Origin of the sequence: Brevibacterium yomogidense, assembly GCF_016107685.1 — a bacterium.
Classification (GTDB): Bacteria; Actinomycetota; Actinomycetes; order Actinomycetales; family Brevibacteriaceae; genus Brevibacterium; species Brevibacterium yomogidense.
The window spans coordinates 59,482-79,658 of the sequence record NZ_JABASY010000006.1; the positions used below are offsets into that span (position 1 = coordinate 59,482).

Annotated in this window: 14 protein-coding genes; 12 read left to right on the plus strand and 2 right to left on the minus strand. The window is 68.8% G+C overall.

What is annotated here, in order from left to right; translation table 11 throughout:
* Positions 1–47: 47 nt before the first annotated feature.
* On the plus strand, positions 48–4,577 hold the full coding sequence (gene hrpA, locus JFC09_RS13790) for an ATP-dependent RNA helicase HrpA (RefSeq protein ID WP_198394618.1): 4,530 nt from the start codon (positions 48–50) through the stop codon (positions 4,575–4,577).
* A gap of 182 nt (positions 4,578–4,759) precedes the next feature.
* Here the strand turns inward: hrpA and JFC09_RS13795 are convergent, their stop codons facing one another.
* Entirely contained in the window at positions 4,760–5,212 is a 453-nt protein-coding gene (locus JFC09_RS13795; RefSeq protein ID WP_198394619.1) for a hypothetical protein, read from the minus strand.
* A gap of 51 nt (positions 5,213–5,263) precedes the next feature.
* On the opposite strand from JFC09_RS13795, the gene JFC09_RS13800 reads away from it, so the two are divergent.
* The 8 genes from JFC09_RS13800 to JFC09_RS13835 all read left to right on the plus strand — a co-directional run bounded on the left by JFC09_RS13800 (position 5,264) and on the right by JFC09_RS13835 (position 13,177).
* Entirely contained in the window at positions 5,264–6,868 is a 1,605-nt protein-coding gene (locus JFC09_RS13800; RefSeq protein WP_198394620.1) for a peptide chain release factor 3, read from the plus strand.
* Positions 6,869–7,067: 199 nt separating this feature from the next.
* Positions 7,068–8,153, plus strand: a complete 1,086-nt coding sequence (locus JFC09_RS13805; protein WP_198394621.1) for an inositol-3-phosphate synthase — start codon at positions 7,068–7,070, stop codon at positions 8,151–8,153.
* 326 nt (positions 8,154–8,479) lie between these two features.
* Positions 8,480–10,066 carry an AbgT family transporter gene (locus tag JFC09_RS13810; protein ID WP_332839781.1) on the plus strand — a complete coding sequence of 529 codons (1,587 nt, stop codon included), beginning with the start codon at positions 8,480–8,482 and terminating at the stop codon, positions 10,064–10,066.
* Positions 10,067–10,337: 271 nt separating this feature from the next.
* Complete coding sequence (locus tag JFC09_RS13815) at positions 10,338–11,147, plus strand: Bax inhibitor-1/YccA family protein (RefSeq protein ID WP_198394622.1); 810 nt, start codon at positions 10,338–10,340, stop codon at positions 11,145–11,147.
* A 19-nt stretch (positions 11,148–11,166) separates the two neighbouring features.
* Complete coding sequence (locus JFC09_RS13820) at positions 11,167–11,466, plus strand: hypothetical protein (protein WP_198394623.1); 300 nt, start codon at positions 11,167–11,169, stop codon at positions 11,464–11,466.
* Between the two features lie 98 nt (positions 11,467–11,564).
* Positions 11,565–12,038 (plus strand): acyl-CoA thioesterase, encoded by a 474-nt coding sequence (locus JFC09_RS13825; RefSeq protein ID WP_232483615.1) that lies wholly within the window; start codon positions 11,565–11,567, stop codon positions 12,036–12,038.
* A gap of 103 nt (positions 12,039–12,141) precedes the next feature.
* Positions 12,142–12,579 carry a VOC family protein gene (locus JFC09_RS13830; protein WP_198394624.1) on the plus strand — a complete coding sequence of 146 codons (438 nt, stop codon included), beginning with the start codon at positions 12,142–12,144 and terminating at the stop codon, positions 12,577–12,579.
* Between the two features lie 28 nt (positions 12,580–12,607).
* Entirely contained in the window at positions 12,608–13,177 is a 570-nt protein-coding gene (locus JFC09_RS13835) for a dihydrofolate reductase family protein (protein WP_198394625.1), read from the plus strand.
* Between the two features lie 131 nt (positions 13,178–13,308).
* Here JFC09_RS13835 and JFC09_RS13840 read toward each other — a convergent pair whose 3' ends face one another.
* Positions 13,309–14,589: a type 2 periplasmic-binding domain-containing protein gene (locus JFC09_RS13840; protein ID WP_198394626.1), complete on the minus strand. Its 1,281-nt coding sequence runs from the start codon at positions 14,587–14,589 to the stop codon at positions 13,309–13,311.
* 197 nt (positions 14,590–14,786) lie between these two features.
* On the opposite strand from JFC09_RS13840, the gene JFC09_RS13845 reads away from it, so the two are divergent.
* From JFC09_RS13845 to JFC09_RS13855, 3 genes are all read left to right on the plus strand, one after another.
* A complete protein-coding gene (locus tag JFC09_RS13845; protein ID WP_198394627.1) occupies positions 14,787–16,304 on the plus strand; it encodes an AMP-binding protein in 1,518 nt (505 codons plus the stop codon).
* A 175-nt stretch (positions 16,305–16,479) separates the two neighbouring features.
* A complete protein-coding gene (locus tag JFC09_RS13850; RefSeq protein WP_198394779.1) occupies positions 16,480–17,958 on the plus strand; it encodes a sigma 54-interacting transcriptional regulator in 1,479 nt (492 codons plus the stop codon).
* Entirely contained in the window at positions 17,951–20,074 is a 2,124-nt protein-coding gene (locus JFC09_RS13855) for a vWA domain-containing protein (RefSeq protein WP_232483616.1), read from the plus strand. Before JFC09_RS13850 ends, JFC09_RS13855 begins: the two co-directional genes overlap by 8 nt.
* Positions 20,075–20,177 lie beyond the last annotated feature (103 nt).

Below are 20,177 nucleotides of genomic sequence, written 5' to 3' on the forward strand. Positions count from 1 at the left end.
GGTGGCAACCATACGCGCGGTTGAACGCCGGTAGCCTGGTGTTCGACATGAGAGACGACACGGACCCCACTCCTTCCCGTACCGGTGCTGAGCCGCAGGCAGGCCCGACGAGCGCATCGCAGCCCGGTGGTATCGGCACGCCGCGACCTGACCGCACCGATGGTGGGAAGACCCGACCCCGCCGCCGAGGCCGTGGCCCCGGTGGGAACACCGGCCAGGTTCCGCAGGGAGACAAGCCGGCACGCCGAGGCCGTGGTCGCCGGAAGGGCCAGGGGGACTCCGGTCGCAGGCAGCAGCACGAAGCGCGGCGGGAGCGCCAGCGCGCGGCGCGTGCTGCGCGCGAGCCGCTCATCGAGTACCCCGCGGAGCTGCCCGTCGTCGAACACCGCGAGGAGATCGCGGAGGCGATCCGCGACCATCAGGTCGTGGTGATCGCCGGTGAGACGGGTTCCGGCAAGACGACGCAGATCCCGAAGATCTGCCTGGAGCTGGGCCTGGGTGTCGACGGGATGATCGGCCACACCCAGCCGCGGCGCATCGCCGCGCGCTCCGTGGCGGCTCGTCTGGCGGAGGAGATGGCCGAGGACCTGGGCGACACCGTCGGCTACCAGGTGCGCTTCACGTCGCAGGTGGCCGACCACACACGGGTCAAGGTGATGACGGACGGCATCCTGCTGTCCGAGCTGCGCCACGACAGGCTGCTGCGCGACTACGAGGTCCTCATCATCGACGAGGCGCACGAACGCAGTCTCAACATCGACTTCATCATCGGGTTCCTCACAGAGCTGCTTCCGAAGAGGCCCGACCTCAAGGTCGTCATCACGTCCGCGACGATCAACCCGGAGGCGTTCAGCGAGCACTTCGGCGGCGCCCCGATCATCTCCGTGTCCGGTCGGACCTACCCCGTCGAGGTCCGCTACCGCCCCCTCGACCCGAACGACGCGGGAGGCTCCGCAGAGGACGACGAGGGAAATGGCGACCTCACACGGGGCGGAGCTGCGTCGCGTGCCCCCAAGGACCAGGTCGAGGGGATCCTCGACGCGTTCGACGAGCTGACGGGGGAGGCACCCGGCGACATCCTCGTCTTCCTGTCCGGTGAGCGGGAGATCCGGGACGCGGCGGACGCGCTGACCGACCACGTGCAGAAGGCGACCCTCAAGGGTCCGCGCAGGCGCGGGGCGGACTGGGAGGTCGTGCCCCTCTACGCGCGGCTGTCCTCGCAGGAGCAGCAGCGGGTGTTCCGACCGCACGGCAGGCCGCGGGTCGTGCTCGCGACGAACGTTGCGGAGACCTCGCTCACGGTGCCCGGCATCAAGTACGTCATCGACACCGGGGTGGCCCGCATCTCCCGGTACTCGAACCGGACGAAGGTCCAGCGGCTGCCGATCGAACCGGTCAGCCAGGCGAGCGCGAACCAGCGCAAGGGCAGATCGGGGCGGACGAGCGACGGCATCGCCATCCGGCTGTATTCGCAGGCGGATTTCGAGTCTCGACCGGAGTTCACGGACCCGGAGATCCTGCGCACGAACCTCGCGAGCGTCATCCTCCAGATGGTGAACCTGGGTTTCGCCCGCACGGAGAAGGAAGTCACGGACTTCCCGTTCCTCACCCCGCCGGACCCCCGCGCGGTGCGCGACGGCCGCACGCTGCTGTCGGAGCTGGGAGCGCTGAAGGTCGGGCAGGACAGCGGCCTCACGGTGACGGACATCGGGCGGAAGCTCGCGGCGCTGCCGATCGACCCGCGGCTCGCCCGCATGGTCATCGCGGGCGCGCAGAACGGCTGCGGGGCGGAGGTCGCGGTGATCGTCGCGGCACTGTCGACGCAGGACCCCCGGGAACGGCCGGCGGAGCAGCGTGGCGAGGCGGACGCCCTGCACGCGCGCTTCACGCACGCCCGCAGCGACTTCCTGTCGTTCCTCGCGCTGTGGAACTACGTGCGCGAACAGTCGCAGACCCTGTCGAGCTCGAAGTTCCGCCGGACGATCCGGGGGGAGTTCCTCAACTACGTGCGGATCCGCGAATGGCAGGACCTCGTGGGCCAGCTGCGGTCGATCGCGGGATCCGCCGGCATCCAGCTGGGTGAGGTGACGTGGAAGACCGGCGCGGATGAGGGTTCCGCGGCGGGCGGGAAGCGAGACCCCTCCACCTCCGGCCCGTTCGACGCGCAGGCCGTCGCGATCCACAAGGCCCTGCTCACGGGACTGCTGTCGATGATCGGGCAGAAGCTGCCGGACGGGCGCGAATACCAGGGTGCGCGAGGTGCCCGCTTCCAGATCTTCCCAGGCTCCGGGCTGTTCAAGAAGGGGCCGGACTTCGTCATGAGCGCGGAGCTCGTGGAGACGTCCCGCCTGTGGGCGCGCACCGTCGCGTGGGCGGACCCGGACTGGGTCGTCGACGTCGCGGGCGACCTCGTGAAGCGCACGTATGCGGAGCCGCGCTGGTCGGGGAGGAGTGGCCAGGCCGTCGCGAACGAGAAGGCGACGCTCTACGGGGTGACCCTTTACACGGAGCGGCCGGTGTCGTACGCGCGCATCGACCGCACCGTCGCTCGGGAGCTCTTCCTCCGTCACGCCCTGGTCGAGGGGGACTGGCGGGAGACGCACGCGTTCCTGCAGACGAACGCGAACACCCTGGCGGAGGCGGAGGAGCTCGCCTCCCGCACCCGCGACCGCCGAGTGCTCTCCGGTGAGGACGACCTCTACGCCTTCTACGACGACCGCGTGCCGGAGGACGTGCTGACCGCCTCCGATTTCACCGGCTGGTGGCGGAAGAAGCGTCGCGAGGACCCCGCGTTCCTCGATGTGCCGCTCGAGACGCTGCTGGCCGAGGACGCCGCGGACCGCACCGCCGACCTCGCCCACGAATACCCCACCCACTGGGTGCTGCCGGCCCGCAACGACGAGGAGTCGGAGGCCCGCGCGGAGCTGCGCTACTCGTTCGAACCGGGCACCGAGGGCGACGGGGTGACGGCGGAGATCCAGGTGGGCGACCTGGACCAGGCCGACCCCCACGCGTTCTCGTGGCAGGTGCCGGGGCTGCGGATCGAGTTCATGGCGGCGCTCATCCGGTCGCTGCCCAAGGCGAAGCGGACCTACTTCGTGCCGGCCCCCGATGTCGCCCGCGACATCCTCGCCCACCTGCGTGCGGCCGGTGAGGAGGGGCTCGGCAGTCTGCCCGAGGTGCTCGCCGTCGAACTCACCGCCCGCGGCGGCGGGGGGCGGCTCGAGGACCGCAATCCGATCACCGTGACGCCCGCGGACTTCGACTGGTCCCGCGTGCCCGCCCATCTGCGGCTGCGCTTCCGGCTCATGCGGGGGCGCCGCGTCCTCACCGAGGGCTTCGACCTTGCCGCGATGCAGGCCGACCAGCGCAAGCGGCAGGCCGCGAAGGCGGCGAAGGCGCTCGCCCGGGCGCAGGGGTCGGCCGCCGAGGCCGCAGCGGCCGGGCGAGGCGGCTCGGCTCCGCAGGCGGCCGGGGCGCAGACCACCGCCGCCGAGGCCGCAGCTGGCACTCGTGGACCCCGCACCGCAGGCGCGGGGCAGGCAGGTGCGGGTGTGGGGCCGGCGGGTGCAGGTGCGTCACGCGCTGGCGGTGCGGGTCGCAGCGGCGAGCGTGGCAGCGGTGGGCGGACCAGTGCGCCGGTGCCCACCCGCGAACAGCTGGTCGACCGGGTGGTGGCGGGCGCCTCGGCAGTGCTGTCGTATGCGAAGGAGCACCTGAGCACGCAGGAGAAGCTGGTGCTCGCCGGTCACCAGAAGACGTCCGACGCGCTGCTGGAAGCCGTGCTCCGTGTCGCAGCCCGCGGTGAGATCGCGGCAGCAGGGATGGGCGCGGACGGACGGTACGCGGACATGACCGGGACCGCGGACGTGGCCGCGACCTCGGGAACGGCCGGGGTCTCGGACATGACCGGGACCTCGCGAGGGGCCGGGGCCTCGGGAACGGCTGGGGCTTCCGGGGCGTCGGGTGCGGACCGCGCACCCGGTGCCGCTCCGGATCCGGACGTGCTCTCGCGCGCGGCGCAGGGCGGGCTCACCACGCGGATGGACCAGCTGCTGCCCGCCCTCATCGCTGCACTCACCGCGATGACGACGCTGGAGAAGAAGGTGTCGAAGGCGTCGTCGCTGGTGATCCTCGCGAACCTGGCGGACGTGAAGGAGTGGCGGGAGCAGATGGGAACGGCGGAGGCGATCGCGGGGCTCAGCGAGGCGGCGCTGCTGCGACTGCCGCGCTGGGTGGAGGCCGCGAACGTGCGGATCGACGCGATGGTCGACCAGCCGCCTCGGGACCGGCAGCTCATGGATCGGATGCTCGCGTCGGAGGCGGCGGTGTCGAAGAAGCTCGCCACGACGCGGCCGGACGTCGCAGCCCTGGGGCGGGCCGCCCGCTTCGGTGAGGTCGTCGACCCTGGTGCTCCCTCGAGCGGCCCCGGCAGACCCGCATCGGGGCCGGGGGAGGGGTGGCACGCGCTGCTCTTCCAGCAGGAGGAGCTGCGGCTGAGCCTCTTCGCACCGTCACTGGGGGCGATCGGCAAGGTGTCGGAGCAGCGGATCGCGAAGTCGCTCACGAAGATGTGAGGACCACGACGGCCCGGACCACGACGGCCCGGACCACGACGGCCCGGACCACGACGGCCCGGACCACGACGGCCCGGACCACGACGGCCCGGACCACGACGGCCCGGACCACGACGAGGTGGGGGCGGTCCGGACCACGACGATGTGGGGCGGGACCGTGCCCGCTAGGCGGTCTGAGTCCGCTACCCCCAGAAGACACCCGTGACGATCCCCATGAGCGGCATGAAACCGGCAGCGAGCACGGTGGCACCGGCCCAGCTCCACCGCCACCGCCACGTGTCGCGCCGCCAGCCGATGAAGAGGCACACGAGCGCGGCGACGAGGCAGATGAACCCGCCCACGGACATGAGGATGACGCCGAACTGCGTCCACCCGCCGGCCCCCAGCTGCATGATGTACACCGCGACCTGTGACATCTCGAGGGAGAACGCGATCGCCAGCCACAGCAGCGGGGCGCTCGCCAGCGCGGCCAGCACGAGGGGCAGGACGCGGAGCAGGCGGCCAGTCCGGTGCGGGTCCCGTGCGACGGTCGTGACCTCGTCCGGGTGGTCGTCGTGCTGATCGTCCCACCGGTCGTCGTGTCCGTCGTCCCACTGGTCGTCCCGGGGGCTCGATGATCTGCGGTTGCTGCTCACGGACACCAGCCTAGATGTCCCCGCTGGAGAACACCTGCCTACACTGGAGCGGTGAACTCCGGCCCCTCATCCTCCTCAGCCCCAACCGCCGACATCCGCAAGCAGGCGAAGCGGCGGCGGACCTTCGCTGTCATCTCCCACCCCGACTCCGGCAAGTCGACGCTCACAGAGGCGCTCGCCCTCCACGCCCGCGCGATCGGCACCGCCGGCGCCGTCCACGGCAAGGCGGGACGCCGCTCGACCGTCTCCGACTGGATGACGATGGAGCAGGACCGCGGCATCTCCATCACGTCCGCGGCCCTCCAGTTCGAGTACGAGGATGTCGTCTTCAACCTCCTCGACACCCCCGGCCACGCGGACTTCTCCGAGGACACCTACCGCGTGCTGTCCGCCGTGGACAGCGCCGTCATGCTCGTCGACGCGGCGAAGGGCCTCGAGGTCCAGACGATGAAGCTCTTCGAGGTGTGCGCCCACCGCGGCATCCCCATCGTCACCGTCATCAACAAGTGGGACCGTGCAGGGCTCGACCCCCTGGCGCTCATGGACGAGATCCACGAGCGCACCGGTATGCTGCCCACCCCGCTCACATGGCCGGTGGGCCAGTCCGGTGACTTCCGCGGCGTCCTCGACCGGCAGACCGGCGACTACACGAAGTACACGCGGGCGAGCGGCGGCGCGAGCATCGCAGGCGAGGAGTCCTACGAGCCGGCAGCCGCGGAAGAGCTCGAGGGCGATGCGTGGACGACCGCCGTTGACGAATCGGAGCTGCTGGAGCTCGAAGAGCAGAACCACGACCAGGAGGCGTACCTCGCAGGAAGCACCACCCCCGTGCTGTTCGCCTCCGCCGTCCTCAACTTCGGTGTGCACAAGCTGCTGGACACGCTCGTGGACATCGCACCGGCCGCGGAACCGCGTCCTGACGTCAAGGATGAGCCGCGTCCCGTCGACGCACCGTTCTCCGGTTTCGTATTCAAGGTGCAGGCGGGCATGGACGCGAACCACCGCGACCGCCTGGCCTACGTCCGCGTGTGCTCCGGCGTGTTCGAGCGGGGCATGGTCGTCACCCACGCGAGCACGGGCAAGCCGTTCGCCACGAAGTACGCGCAGCAGGTCTTCGGTCGCGACCGCGAATCCGTCGACGAGGCGTTCCCCGGCGACGTCGTGGGGCTCGTGAACGCCTCCGCTCTGCGCGTGGGCGATTCCCTGTACCTCGACCGCAAGGTCGTGTTCCCCGGCATCCCCACCTTCTCGCCCGAGCACTTCATGGTCATCCGGGCGAAGGACTCGTCGAAGTACAAGCAGTTCCGGCGCGGCATCGAGCAGCTCGACCACGAAGGCGTCATCCAGGTGCTGCGCAGCGACTTGCGCGGCGACCAGGCGCCCGTGCTGGGTGCAGTGGGCCCCATGCAGTTCGAGGTGGCCGAGGACCGGATGGTCAACGAATTCAACGCACCGTGCGAACTGGAGCGGCTCAACTTCTCCATCGCACGGCGCACCGTGCCCGAGGACGTGCCGACGCTGTCCCGTGAGCGCAACGTCGAGGTCCTGTCGCGATCAGACGGGGAGCTGCTGGCGCTGTTCTCCGACCGCTGGCGCCTGCAGGGCGTGGAGCGGACGCATCCGGACGTGGTGCTGGAGCCGCTCGTCGTGAGCTGACGATCCGGGGTGCTGCGCAGCGGACCGCGCGAGTGCAGCGAGGCGTGTGATTCAGCGCACGGGGTGGTGGGTTCGCTCAGCAGGTTCACGGAGGACTAAGATGGGTTGGCGCCCGTACGGACATCCGTTGACCACCGCATCTCATCGCGCGTGCACGCACCCCCGGGCATTCTGAAGACGTTGAGGAGAGTACGAGACTGTGGCTGAGAATCCGATTCGGGTCGCCATCGCTGGCCTGGGCAACTGTGCGAGTTCCCTGATCCAGGGAGTGGAATACTACCGCGATGCGGATCCGGCACAGAAGGTGCCGGGCCTCATGCACGTCCAGTTCGGCGACTACCACGTGAGCGATCTCGAATTCGTCGCCGCGTTCGATGTCGACGGCAAGAAGGTCGGCCAGGACATCGCGGAAGCGATCCACGTGAGCGAGAACAACACGCTCAAGCTCGCGGACGTCCCGCCCACCGGTGTGACGGTGCAGCGCGGACCCACGCTCGACGGCATGGGCGTGTACTACCGCGACACCATCATCGAATCGGATGAAGAGCCCGTCAACGTCGCACAGGCGCTGCGTGACGCTCGCGTCGACGTGCTCGTCTGCTACCTGCCGGTCGGTTCTCAGCAGGCCACGGAGTACTACGCGCAGGCCGCGATCGACGCGAAGGTCGCCTTCGTGAACGCGCTGCCGGTCTTCATTGCGGGCACCAAGTCGTGGGACGACAAGTTCAGGGCCGCGGGTGTCCCCATCGTCGGCGACGACATCAAGAGCCAGATGGGCGCCACCATCACCCACCGCGTCATGGCGAAGCTGTTCGAGGACCGGGGCGTGGTGCTCGACCGCACGTATCAGCTGAACGTGGGCGGCAACATGGACTTCAAGAACATGCTCGAACGGGAGCGACTCGAGTCGAAGAAGATCTCGAAGACGCAGGCCGTCACGTCGAACACGAGCGTCGACCTCGCGGACCGCGACGTCCACATCGGGCCGTCCGACTACGTCGAATGGCTGGACGACCGCAAGTGGGCGTACGTGCGCCTCGAAGGCCGCAACTTCGGTGACGCGCCCGTCTCGCTGGAGTACAAGCTCGAGGTGTGGGACTCGCCCAACAGCGCCGGTGTCATCATCGACGCCGTCCGGGCCGCGAAGATCGGCCTGGACCGCGGCATCGGGGGAGCACTCCTGAGCGCGTCGTCCTACTTCATGAAGTCGCCACCGCACCAGCAGGGCGACGACGCGGCGCACGCCGCGATAGAAGCCTTCATCCGGGGAGACATCGACTCCTGACCGCCTGGCGCCGTCCGTCGCCGCTGCGGCCGCGGACGAGTCCTCGAGGTGGGGGTCCAGTCCCCGTCGCAGTGGTCGAATCCTCGCCGCGGCAACCGGGTCTTCCTCGCCGGTAGCCGACGCGGCTTCGACGCGGCCTGTCCGACACACCACAAGGTGTCGGGCAGGCCGCGTTGTTTTTCGATAGTGGTGCGCGACTCGGGGTTCTCCGAGTACTCTGGCACCCGTCGCACAGTCGCGGAGCGCGGTGCACTGTTCTCCCCGGCCTGCGCGGCGGCGTCGCTGTCCGTGCAGAGGCGTCCCTGCCCCGCGTTCGAGGAGTACTCGTGTCCACTGCCAAGAACCCGCCGCCGGCCTCACAGGTGCACTCCGAGGAGCACCTCGGCGTGCTCATGCGGAGCCTCATCGTCATCGAGAGGGCGGGCAACAAGCTGCCCCACCCCTTCTGGCTGTTCCTGGGCCTCGCGCTCATCGTCATGATCCTGTCCGCGGTCGCCTCTGCGATGGGAGCCTCCGCGGTCAATCCCGCGACAGGCGAGGACGTCGTCGCGGTCAACCAGTTCGGTGCCGAGTCGCTGAGGGAACTCGTCGCGAACTCGGTCACCAACTACGTCACCTTCCCCGCGCTGGGTCTGGTCCTCGTCGTCCTGTTCGGCGTCGCGGTCGCGGAGCAGTCGGGGCTCATCCCGGCCCTCATGAAGGCGGCGCTGCGGTCGGCGTCGCCCCGCTGGGTGACACTCATCGTCGCGCTCGTCGGGTCTGCTGCGTCGATGGCCTCCGACGCGGCGTACATGATCGTCATCCCGTTGGGCGGCATCGCGTTCAAAGCGGTGGGCCGCAACCCGATCATCGGCTGCGCCGTCGCCTACGCCGCGACGTCCGGCGGGTACTCCGCCGCACCGTTCGTGAACTCTCTCGACGCGATCCTGGGCGGGCTCTCCACGTCCGCGGCACAGATCGTCGACGGCTCCTACGTCGTCACACCGGTCGCCAACCTGTACTTCAACTTCATGTCGATGTTCGTCGTCGCGTTCGCGGTCACGCTCGTGACGGAGCTCCTCCTCAACAAGCGCGGTGAGCAGCTGACCGTCGACGAGGACTCCGACGACGGCGTCGAGGACCACGAGGACTTCGCGCGCGGAGCCTCGGCCACGGAGAAGCGCGGCATGATCGCCGCGCTCATCGCGATGGTGCTGGGGATCATCCTCGTCATCGTGCTGGCGCTTCCGCAGGAGTCGTTCCTCCGCGACGTCGACGGCGGCTTCGGGCCGGAGTCCGGTCTCATGGCCGGGATCGCCGCGATCGTCGGAGTGGGCTTCTTCGTCTTGGGCATCGCCTACGGTGTCGTCACCGGATCGATCCGGACGTGGGAGACAGTGCCCAACATGATGGCCGAGGGTGTCCGCCCGTTCGTCCAGGTGATGGTCCTGTTCTTCGCCGCCTCGCAGTTCCTCGCCGTCTTCAAGGCGTCGTCGCTGGGTGAGATCTTCGCGATCAAGGGGGCGGAGTTCTTCCAGAGCGTCGAAGCGGGACCGTTCCTCATCCTGCTGGGCGGCTCCGTGCTCGTGGGGATGGGCGCGCTCCTCATCACCTCCGGCACGGGGCTGTGGACGCTGCTGAGCGTCATCCTCGTGCCGATGTTCATGCTGCTGGGGATCTCACCGGAGACCACGCAGGCGATGTACCGCATCGGTGACTCGACGTTCAACATCGTGTCGCCCATGAGCCCGTACTTCATCATGATCCTGGGCTTCGTGCAGCGGTACAAGAAGGACGCGGGGATCGGCACGCTCCTGTCGCTCACCATCCCGCTGAGCATCGCGATGTGGATCTGCTGGACCGCGTTCTTCTTCGCCTGGTGGGCACTGGGCATCCCGTGGGGCCCCGGTTCGCCGATCGACTACGCTCCCTGATTCGGAGTCCGGCGACTGAGCCCCGCATTCGGAGGTCTGTGTCGGGTGGCCGAGTCCTCTGTCGGGTGGCCGACTCCTGCCGCGGCATCGGATACCCGGTGTGCCGGCCCGACGCTCTGAGACTGATGCGGTTCTCGATGACAGCGATGTGATCTTCCTGGTCACATCGCTGTCACGATCGTCCTGTGAACGGGAATTCTGTGAAGTGATACAGGGTTCATCCATAGAATGGTGTCGGTAGATACCACGACCACCGATGGGAAGGATCCCGATGAGCAATCCGCTCGTGCGCCGCGGCATCAACGACGGAATCCGAGCTGGGCAGGAGCAGAACCGCATCCCCGCCCCCTCTGATGCGCAGCTGCAGCAGATGTACGACGCTCCGTCGTACCAGGCGCAGCCCGTCGCCGAACGGTCGATGACCTACGACGACGTCCTCATGAAGACTGCCATCTGCTTCGCCGTGCTGCTCGCCGGCGCGGTCGTCGGGTGGATCATGCCGATGCTGGCGCTGCCGTCGATGCTCGTCGCGCTGGTGATCGGCCTGATCATCGCGTTCAAGAAGGAACCCAGCAAGGGCCTCATCCTCGCGTACTCCGCGATCGAGGGCGTGTTCCTGGGCGGCATCTCGAGCATGTTCGAGACGATGTACGACGGCATCGTCATGCAGGCGGTGCTGGGCACTGTCAGCGTGTTCCTGGTGATGTTCGGGCTGTTCAAGTTCAAGATCGTCCGCATGAGCTCCGGCTTCATGAAGTTCCTCATGCTCGCAGTGGGCGGCTATGCGGTGTTCTCACTCGTGAACTTCGGCTTCGCGATGTTCTCCGGCGGTGAGATGAACGCCCGAACCATGGAGATCACGATCATGGGCATCACGATGCCGCTGGGTGTCCTCATCTCCGGTGTCGCCGTGATCCTCGCGGCGCTCACGCTCGTCGCGGACTTCCAGATGATCGAAGAGGGCGTGCGCCACCGGATCCCGGAGAAGTACTCGTGGATCTGCGCGTTCTCGCTCATGGTCACCCTCATCTGGCTGTACATCGAGATCCTGCGCCTGCTGTCCTACTTCCGGTCGAACTGACGGGTCATCGGGACAGATCATGACGGCTGAGGCGAAGGCGGCGGCTCTCCTGGAGGAGGTCGGCCGCCTTCGCCTTCGTGTGACGTCTCTGACGACTCGCCAGCTGGACGACGGTCGGCGGGCCGTGATCCGTGAAGCGCTCGCGCACCTGTCGGATCTGTGCGCGGAAGGTCGGGCCGTACCGGAGCTGGAGGACAGGGTTCTCGCGGATCAGGTGGTGGTGCTCCTCACCGACTGCCTGCCGGAGTACGGGGCGACGGACGACCAGACGGCCCGCGCGCTTGTGATCGCGCAGGATCTGAGGCACGCCCTCGCGTAGCCGTCACTCTTCCGGGATGCCCCGCACTGCGGGGACGACACACATGGGCGACAGAGATGACAAGCACAGACGGCAGACAGGAAGGAGACTCCTCCACAATGACTGATGCAGAGCCGATCCAGGGTCCTCGCGGCGAAGACCTCTTCGACGCGATGAACTTCCACACACGGAAGTGGGTGCGGCCGGAGGACCTCAATGCGAACGGCACGCTGTTCGGCGGCAGCCTGCTGCGGTGGATCGATGACGAGGCGGTCGTCTACGCCATGATCCAGTTGGGCAACCAGCGCATCGTCACGAAATACATCTCAGAGATCAACTTCGTGTCGTCGGCGACGCAGGGCGACATCCTCGAGATCGGTCTGCAGGCCGTGCACTTCGGCCGCACATCGCTCACGATGCGTTGCGAGGTGCGCAACATCATCACCGGCGACACGATCCTCTCGATCGACAAGATCGTCTTCGTGGGACTCGACGAGCACGGTGAGCCGAAGCCCCACGGCTACACCGCGATCACGTACTCGCGCGACCGCTTCCCGGAAGATCTCACGCGCCGGAAGCGTTCCATCACCTGAGGCGTTGCCCTGCCTGAGGCGGCCAGGGCGGACACGCGCGAAGCGATATCAGGAGAAGCGCACCGCAAGACCTCGGCTCGCAAAGCTCTGTAATATAGCTCACATGCCGATCGAGCTGGAGAACGTGGCCATCGCTGTCCGAGACCTCGAGGAGGCGATCGCCTTCTTCACCGACCTGGGTCTCACCGTTGCCGGTCGTGACACCGTCAAGGGTGAGTGGGCCGACGTCGCGGTGGGCCTCGACGGCAACCATGTGCACCTCGCACTGCTCGAGACACCGGACGGCCACGGTCGTCTCGAGCTCTTCGAGTACATCCATCCTCACGCGATCGAGACGGCACCCACACAGCCGCACGAGATCGGCATGCATCGCGTCGCGTTCTCCGTCGATGACCTCGACGAAGCACTCGAGATCGCCGCGAAGCACGGCTGCCATCCGGTGCGCGGAGTCGCGAACTACGAGGATGTCTACAGGCTCACGTATGTCCGCGGTCCCAGTGGCATCCTCGTGATGCTCGCCGAGGACCTCCGCCAGCGGTGACGAGGGCGAACGGAGCGAACGGGGGACGATGACAGACACGCAGGGCGGCAGGTTCGTCTACGAGACGGCGACGAGCATCGACGGTTGGATCGCGGACGGGGACAACTCCTTGTCGTGGCTCTTCGCGGTGCCCGTCGAGGACGAGGATCAGGCGAGGCTCGCACCGCTGGCTGCGCCTGTCCAGGTGATGGGGTCGACGACGTATCTCTGGGTGCTGGAGGAGATGGGTGCACTCGAGGATCCGACGAACTGGTCGCGGGCGTTCGCTCCTGCCGAGGTCTTCGTCTTCACCTCGCGTGAACTGCCCGTTCCCGACGGAGCGAGGATCACTTTCCTCTCGGGTGACGTCGCGTCCCACCTCGGCGCACTGCGTCGCGCGGCAGACGGTGGTGACGTGTGGGTCATCGGTGGGGGAGACCTCGCTGCGCAGTTCATGGAAGCGGGCGTCCTCGACGAGGTCGTCCTGTCGGTCGCCCCCGTCATGCTGGGGTCCGGTGCTCCGCTCTTCCCGCGCCGACTCGACGCGGACCGCCTCAGCCTCGTGAGCGCGACGCGGGTGGGCGAGTTCGCCCGCCTCACCTATCGCGTCTCACCCTGAGCTGCTGCGAACCGGCTGAGAAGCCCGTTCCGCAGCGAACCCGTCCTGTCGACCGTCTCGCACAGTACGCTCCGCGCCTCTTGCCATACGGTCAGCGCTTCTTGCAGGACGCACCCGCGCCTCTAACGGCGTCAGCTGGGGCGGTGCTCCATCATGGTCTCTTCCAACAGCGCCTCCGCGATGGGGCGGTAGTCGATGCTGTCGTCGTACCACTCGTCGAAGTCCGCGAAGTCGCCGTCCTCCTCATAGCCGAGCTCGTCGAGCTTCGCCGTCCACGTGGCGCGGGAGTCTTCGAGCCGGTCGACGATGTCGTCGCCGATGACCCCTGATTCCACGACCTCTTCGCGCCGGTCCTCTGCGAACGCGCGGATCTCGTCCTGCAGTTCGGCGGAGGCCTCGTCGATGTCACCTCCGGACTCGTTCGCCAGCGCGATCGCGTCCACCTTGCTGCCCACCGTCGACTCCATGCCACCGTGGAAATACGCGTCGAACGAGTCGAAGATGATCTGCTGGTACGCCAGGGGGAGCGCGTCGACGCCGGAGCCGGTGAGGATGGCGCCGCTCACGCGCGGGAAGCTGGTCTCCGTGGGGTAGCCGAGGTTCGGGGCGACCTCGAAGAAGCCGCCCTGGACGACATCGGACAGCACCGCGAGCGTGCAGTCGATCGTCCCGCGCTGCAGCGCTTCATAGGCTTCGACTCCGGCGATCGACACGGGGGTTCCGCCCACATGGTCGACCATGTCGTTCGCCGCAGGGGACCCGACGCGCACCTGGAGTCCCTGCCAGTCGTCGAGCTCCGGTGCCGGGTCCGTGCAGACCGAGTAGTAGTTGCCGGAGGCCATCACGGGAACCAGCGGGGTGACGCCGATGTCCTCGTACTCCGCGAGGATCTCCGGGGTGTTCCACGCGACGTCCGCTGCGACGATGTTCACGAGGACCTCACCCAGCATGGGGGAGGAGGGGTCGCCACCCAGCAGGTCGTTGAAGGCGTTGAATGCCGGGAAACGTGCGGGATCGTACGACGGGAGGGTGAAGGCCATGTCGACGCGCCCGTCGGCCAGAGCGTCGTGGAGCTCGTCGTAGCCGGCGATCGACTGGTTCCACGCGAGGTCGACGGTGAGTTTCCCACCGGAGCGCTCCTCGACGGCCTCCTTGAAGTGGGTGCCCAGGGGTGCCTGTGGGGAATCCGGCGAGGTCGCGGGGATCTGGAAGCTGATCGTCGCCGGGTCGAGGTCCTCGACTGCCGCCGCGATCTGTTCCTCCGACGCCCCGTACTCGTATCCGTCGCCCGCTTCTCCTGCTGCGGTCTTACCGCCCGCGGTTCCCGCGCATGCGGTCACCGTGAGGCTCAGTGCCGCGAGTGCAGCGATGCCGCTGATGCGCGAAGCCGTGATCCGTCGTGCCCTTTTCATGTGTTCACCTTTGAAGAGAGTGGAAAGGGAGGGGCCGCACAAAAATGATGCGCGCCTCAGAAATGAGCCTATCAAACGATCGAATGGTCTTGACCGTCGTCCCACCGCGCACCTAATCTGCAGGTGAGAGGCACACCGGGGTGTCAGCGCCGTGGCAACAGACCCGCAGACTCCGTGTGCCGGGGAGGCTCCGCATCGTGACCCAGCAATCCGTGCCCGCGCAGGAATCCGTGCCCGCAGAGGATGCACCCGCACTCGACGTGGAGGTCCGTCCGACCTTCCACGAGCAGTTCGCGCTCCTCGCGGAGACCCGTGGCGACGTCGACGCGCTCATCGATGCGACGGGGACGGTCACGTTCGCGGAGCTCGACGCGCACACGAACCGGCTCGCCCGGCTGTTCCAGGATCGCGGGGTCGCACAGGGGGACTTCGTCCTCATGTCCACGCCTGTCGGTTCGCTCATGATCCAGGCCGCGATCGCGGCCTGGAAGGTCGGTGCGGTGCCGATGCCGGTGTCCGACCGACTCGTGCAGAGCGAACTCGACGCGATCATCGAGGTGGGTGCTCCCGCTCTGGCGATCGACACGACCGATCGGACGATGGACGTCCCGCGCATCACGCATGTGCAGGACGCGCAGGGCCTGTCCGCCGATCCTCTTCCCGCCGTCGTGTCTCCCCAGCTCAAGTCGCCCACGTCCGGTGGCAGCACGGGACGGCCGAAGCTCATTGTGTCCGGCGCCGAGGGCGACCCGACGGCGATCGCGCTGCTGGGCAGGGTGATGGGTGTGCCGGAGAACGACGTGTGCCTCATCACCGCAGCGCTCTACCACAACGCGTCCTTCAGCAACGCGCTGGCGGCACTCACCCTGGGCAACACGACGGTGCTCATGGAGCGCTTCGACCCGGAGACGACTCTGCGCATGATCGAGCAGCACCGCGCCGGCTGGGTGTACGCGGTCCCGGCGATGATGCAGCGCATCTGGAAGCTGCCGGACGACGTGAAGTTCCGCTACGACCTGTCGTCCGTCACGACCTTCTTCCATGTCGCGGCACCCTGCCCGCAGTGGCTGAAGAGGGCGTGGATCGACTGGCTGGGCCCGGAGGTGATCTACGAGCTGTACGGCCCGACGGAGGGCCAGGCGGCCACCGCGCTGACGGGGACGGAGTGGCTCGAGCACCCCGGTTCCGTCGGGACGGCGAAGGTGGGTGAGGTGAGCATCCGGGACGAGGCGGGTGCTCCACTGCCCGCTGGTGAGACCGGTGTGGTGTGGCTGCGTCGCGGTGTCGACGAGCCGCCGTCGTACTTCTACCTGGGTTCGGAGGCGGAGGCCGCTGAGGATCAGTGGGAGACGGTCGGTGACATCGGCTGGATGGATGCCGACGGGTACCTCTACCTGACCGACAGGCGCGGCGACATGCTGCTGGTGGGTGGCGTGAACGTGTACCCGGCGGAGGTGGAGGCGGTGAGCGACATGCATCCGGCGGTGCTCGCCTCGTGCTGTGCGGGGATCCCGGATGCGGACCTCGGAACAGTACCCGCGCTCGTCGTGGAGACCGCGACCGGGGAGATGCCCGCCGATCTGGAGGAGCACCTCGCGGAGCACCTGTCGAAGGTGAAGCGGCCGCGGCACATCGTGGCGACGTCCAGCCCCCTGCGTGACGCAGCGGGCAAGATCCGCAAGCGGGACATCAAGGACGAGTTCCTCACCACCTGATGACGCCTGCTCGTCGTCACTCGCATCCTGCGGTTGCGACCCTGACGCCCCTGTCCCGCCACCCCTCGACCCCCACACGGAACCGGTCTAGCGTGGAGGTGTGACCACCTTCGATGAGAGCCAGGACCCAGCCGCCACCACCGCAACCGCTGCCTCTGCCGCGGACCTCACCACTGTGACCACCGCGAAGCCCACGAGCGCGACGCTGGGCGAGCTGCGCGCCGCCGGGTACGGAACCCGCACACTGCGCGAGGAGCTGCGCGACAACCTCCTCGCGAAGCTCGCCGACGGCACGGACCCCTGGCCGGGTCTCCACGGCTTCGAGTCCACGGTGCTGCCGCAAGTGGAGCGGGCGCTGATCGCCGGTCACGACATCGTGCTCCTGGGGGAGCGCGGTCAGGGCAAGTCGCGGCTGCTGCGCGCCCTCACCGGCCTGCTGGACGAGTGGTCGCCGGCGATCGCGGACACGGACCTCTCCGAGGATCCTTTCCACCCCGTCACCGGAGGCGCCCGGGCCCGGGCGGAGCGCGAGGGCGACGCCCTCCCCGTCGTGTGGCGGCATCGTGCGGAGCGGTTCGTCGAGAAGCTCGCGACACCGGACACGTCCGTCGCGGATGTGATCGGGGACGTCGATCCCATGCGGGTCGCGGAGGGCCGCAGCCTGGGCGACCCGGAGACCATCCACTTCGGCCTGGTGCCGCGTGCGCATCGCGGCATCGTCGCGATCAACGAGCTGCCGGACCTCGCCGAACGCATCCAGGTGGCGCTGCTCAACGTCATGGAGGAGCGCGACGTGCAGATCCGCGGCTACGTGCTGCGGCTGCCGCTGGACGTGCTCGTCGTCGCGTCCGCGAACCCGGAGGACTACACCAACCGCGGCCGCATCATCACACCGCTCAAGGACCGGTTCGGTGCGGAGATCCGCACCCACTACCCCCTGGATCTGACCGACGAGGTGGCGGTCGTCCGCCAGGAGGCCCACCTCACCGCGGAGGTCCCGGACCACCTCATCGAGATCCTCGCCCGGTTCACCCGCGGCCTGCGGGAATCGCCGGCGATCGACCAGTCCTCCGGTGTCTCCGCCCGCTTCACGATCGCGGCCGCGGAGACGGTCGCCGCGGCCGCTCGCCACCGTGCCACCGTCACGCACCGCAGACTGTCCGTGAGCCCCACCGCCGAGGCGTCGGCCACCTCCACAGAGCGACCCGCCGAGGAATCGGCGGGCTCAGTGGACCCCGCCGCCGAGGCCGTGGCCCGCCCCGTGGACCTCGTCACCATCCTCGACGTGCTGCGGGGCAAGGTCGAGTTCGAGCCCGGTGAGGAGGGCCGGGAGCGGGACGTCCTCGAGTACGGCCTGCGGGTCGCGACCGCGGAAGCGGCGCGGGAACGGCTGGCCGGCATCGACCTCGGGCCCCTTGTCCTCGCCTTCGACGGCGACCGCACCCTGGTGACGGGGGAGCATGTGAGTGCGCGGGAGTTCCTCGACGAACTGCCAGAGCTGGACGACGCGGATCTCTACGACGAGATCGCGGGGCGATTGGATGCGGAGTCCGCCGGAGAGCGGGCTGCGGCGATCGAACTGGCCCTCGAGGGCCTCTACCTGTCGCGGAAGCTGTCGAAGGTGACGGGGGAAGGGCAGGCCGTCTATGGATGACGAGCGTCCGGCCGGCGAGCATCCGGCCGGCGACGGATCAGCTGACGGCAGGTCAGCCGACGACAGGTCGGTTGACGACGGGCCGGTGGGCGGCGGACCGCACGGTGCTGGTCGCGGACCACGCCGGAGCGGTGGGGGCGAGACGCGGTACGGCCGTTTCGCGGGCGGCCCGGACCCTCTCGCGCCCCCGGTGGACCTCGCGGAAGCGCTCGCATCGATGGCCGACGACGTCATGGCGGGCTACGGCCCCGACCAGGCCCTTCGGGAGTACCTGCGACGTGGCGGGGAGAACACGCGGGGGCTCGACGACCTCGCCGGCGACATCCAGCGCAAGCGCCGTTCCCTGCTGGAACGGCACGGGATGGGCGGCACGATCGACGAGGTGAAGCGTCTCCTCGACGAGGCGGTGCTCGCTGAACGGGGACAGCTCGCCCGCGACATCACGATGGACGAGACGGACCGGACCTTCCGCGAGATGCAGATGGAGAACCTGCCGGAGTCACCTGCGGCCGCCGTGTCGGAGCTGCGCGGCTACGACTGGCAGTCCCCGCAGGCACGGGAGGCCTTCGGGCAGATCGAGGACCTGCTGGGCCGCGACATGCTCGACGCCCGGTTCCAGGGCATGAAGCAGGCGCTCGAGAACGCGACGGACGAGGACCGGGAACGGGTGCGGGACATGCTGAGCGACCTCGGCGACCTCCTGGAGAAGCGGGAGCGCGGCGAGGACACGGACGACGACTTCGCCCGCTTCATGGACGAGCACGGGGACCTCCTGCCGGAGGGCGCCGACAACCTCGACCAGCTGGTCGACATGCTGGCGCGCAGGTCCGCCGCCGCACAGCGGATGCTCGCCTCGATGACGGAGGAGCAGCGGGCGGAGCTCGCGGCGCTGTCGGAGCAGGCGTTCGGCTCACCGGACCTGCAGGAGCAGCTCGACCGGGTCGATCGCGGCCTGCAGGGCCTGCGCCCCGACCTCGACTGGAGCGGTGGGGAGCAGTTCGAAGGGGACGACGGCCTCGGGCTCGGTGAGGGTGCCGGCGTCCTCGAGGAACTCGCGGAGCTCGACCGGCTCGCCCACCAGCTGAGCCAGGCGTACCCGGGCGCGTCGCTCACCGACCTCGACGTCGACGGGCTGGACCGCCACCTGGGCCGCGACGCCGGCGTGGACGCGCGGACGCTGCAGGAGATCGAGGACCGGATGCGGGAGTCCGGCTTCATGCGGCGCACTGCCGACGGCGACTTGCGTCTGTCCCCGGCGGCACTGCGGCGACTCGGCAAGACCCTGCTGCGGGACGCGGCGACGCGCCTGTCCGGGCGTGCGGGGCAGCGCGATGCGCGGCTGGCCGGGGTCGCGGGTGAGCAGACCGGGGCGACCCGTTCGTGGGAGTTCGGGGACACGGAACCGTGGGATGTGGGACGCACCGTCGGCAACGCGATCATGCGCACCGCAGCAGAGGGCGGCGACCCCACCCAGGGGGTGCGGATCCGCGTCGACGACGTCGAGGTCCGCCAGACGGAGGCGCGCACGCGAGCGGCTGTGGCCCTGCTGGTCGACGTGTCGTTCTCCATGGCGATGGAGGGGTGGTGGCTGCCGATGAAGCGGACCGCGCTCGCCCTCCACCACCTGGTGCGCACTAGGTTCCGCGGCGACGCGCTCACGCTCATCACGTTCGGGAAGCTGGCGCGGACGACGGACCTCGACGGGCTCGTGGGGCTGGGCGCGGAGTACGAGCCGGGCACCAACCTGCATCACGGGCTCATGCTCGCCGGCGAGTTCTTCCGGAAGCACCCCACGGCGCAGCCAGTCCTGCTCATCGTCACCGACGGGGAGCCGACCGCGTACTTGACCCCGCGGGGCGAGGGCGCGTTCTCCTACCCGCCGGACTCCATCACGGTGCGGAAGACGATCGCGGAGCTCGACCGTGTGGGGAGGACGGGCGCGACGGTGACGTTCTTCCGGCTGGGCGACGACCGGGGCCTCGAGCGTTTCGTCGCCGCGATGGCCCGCCGCGTCCGCGGCACGGTCGTCGCCCCCGACCAGGACGACCTGGGATCCGCCGTGGTGGGCGAATTCATGCGGACCCGACGGCAGGGCGGAGACCAGCGGGCGGGGTGAGAACCAACGGCGGGGTGAGAGCCAAGGGCGGGGTGAGAGCCAGCCTCACCCCGCCCCCTGGCACCACCACTCAGGCCAGACCTTCACCATTCGGACCGGCCCG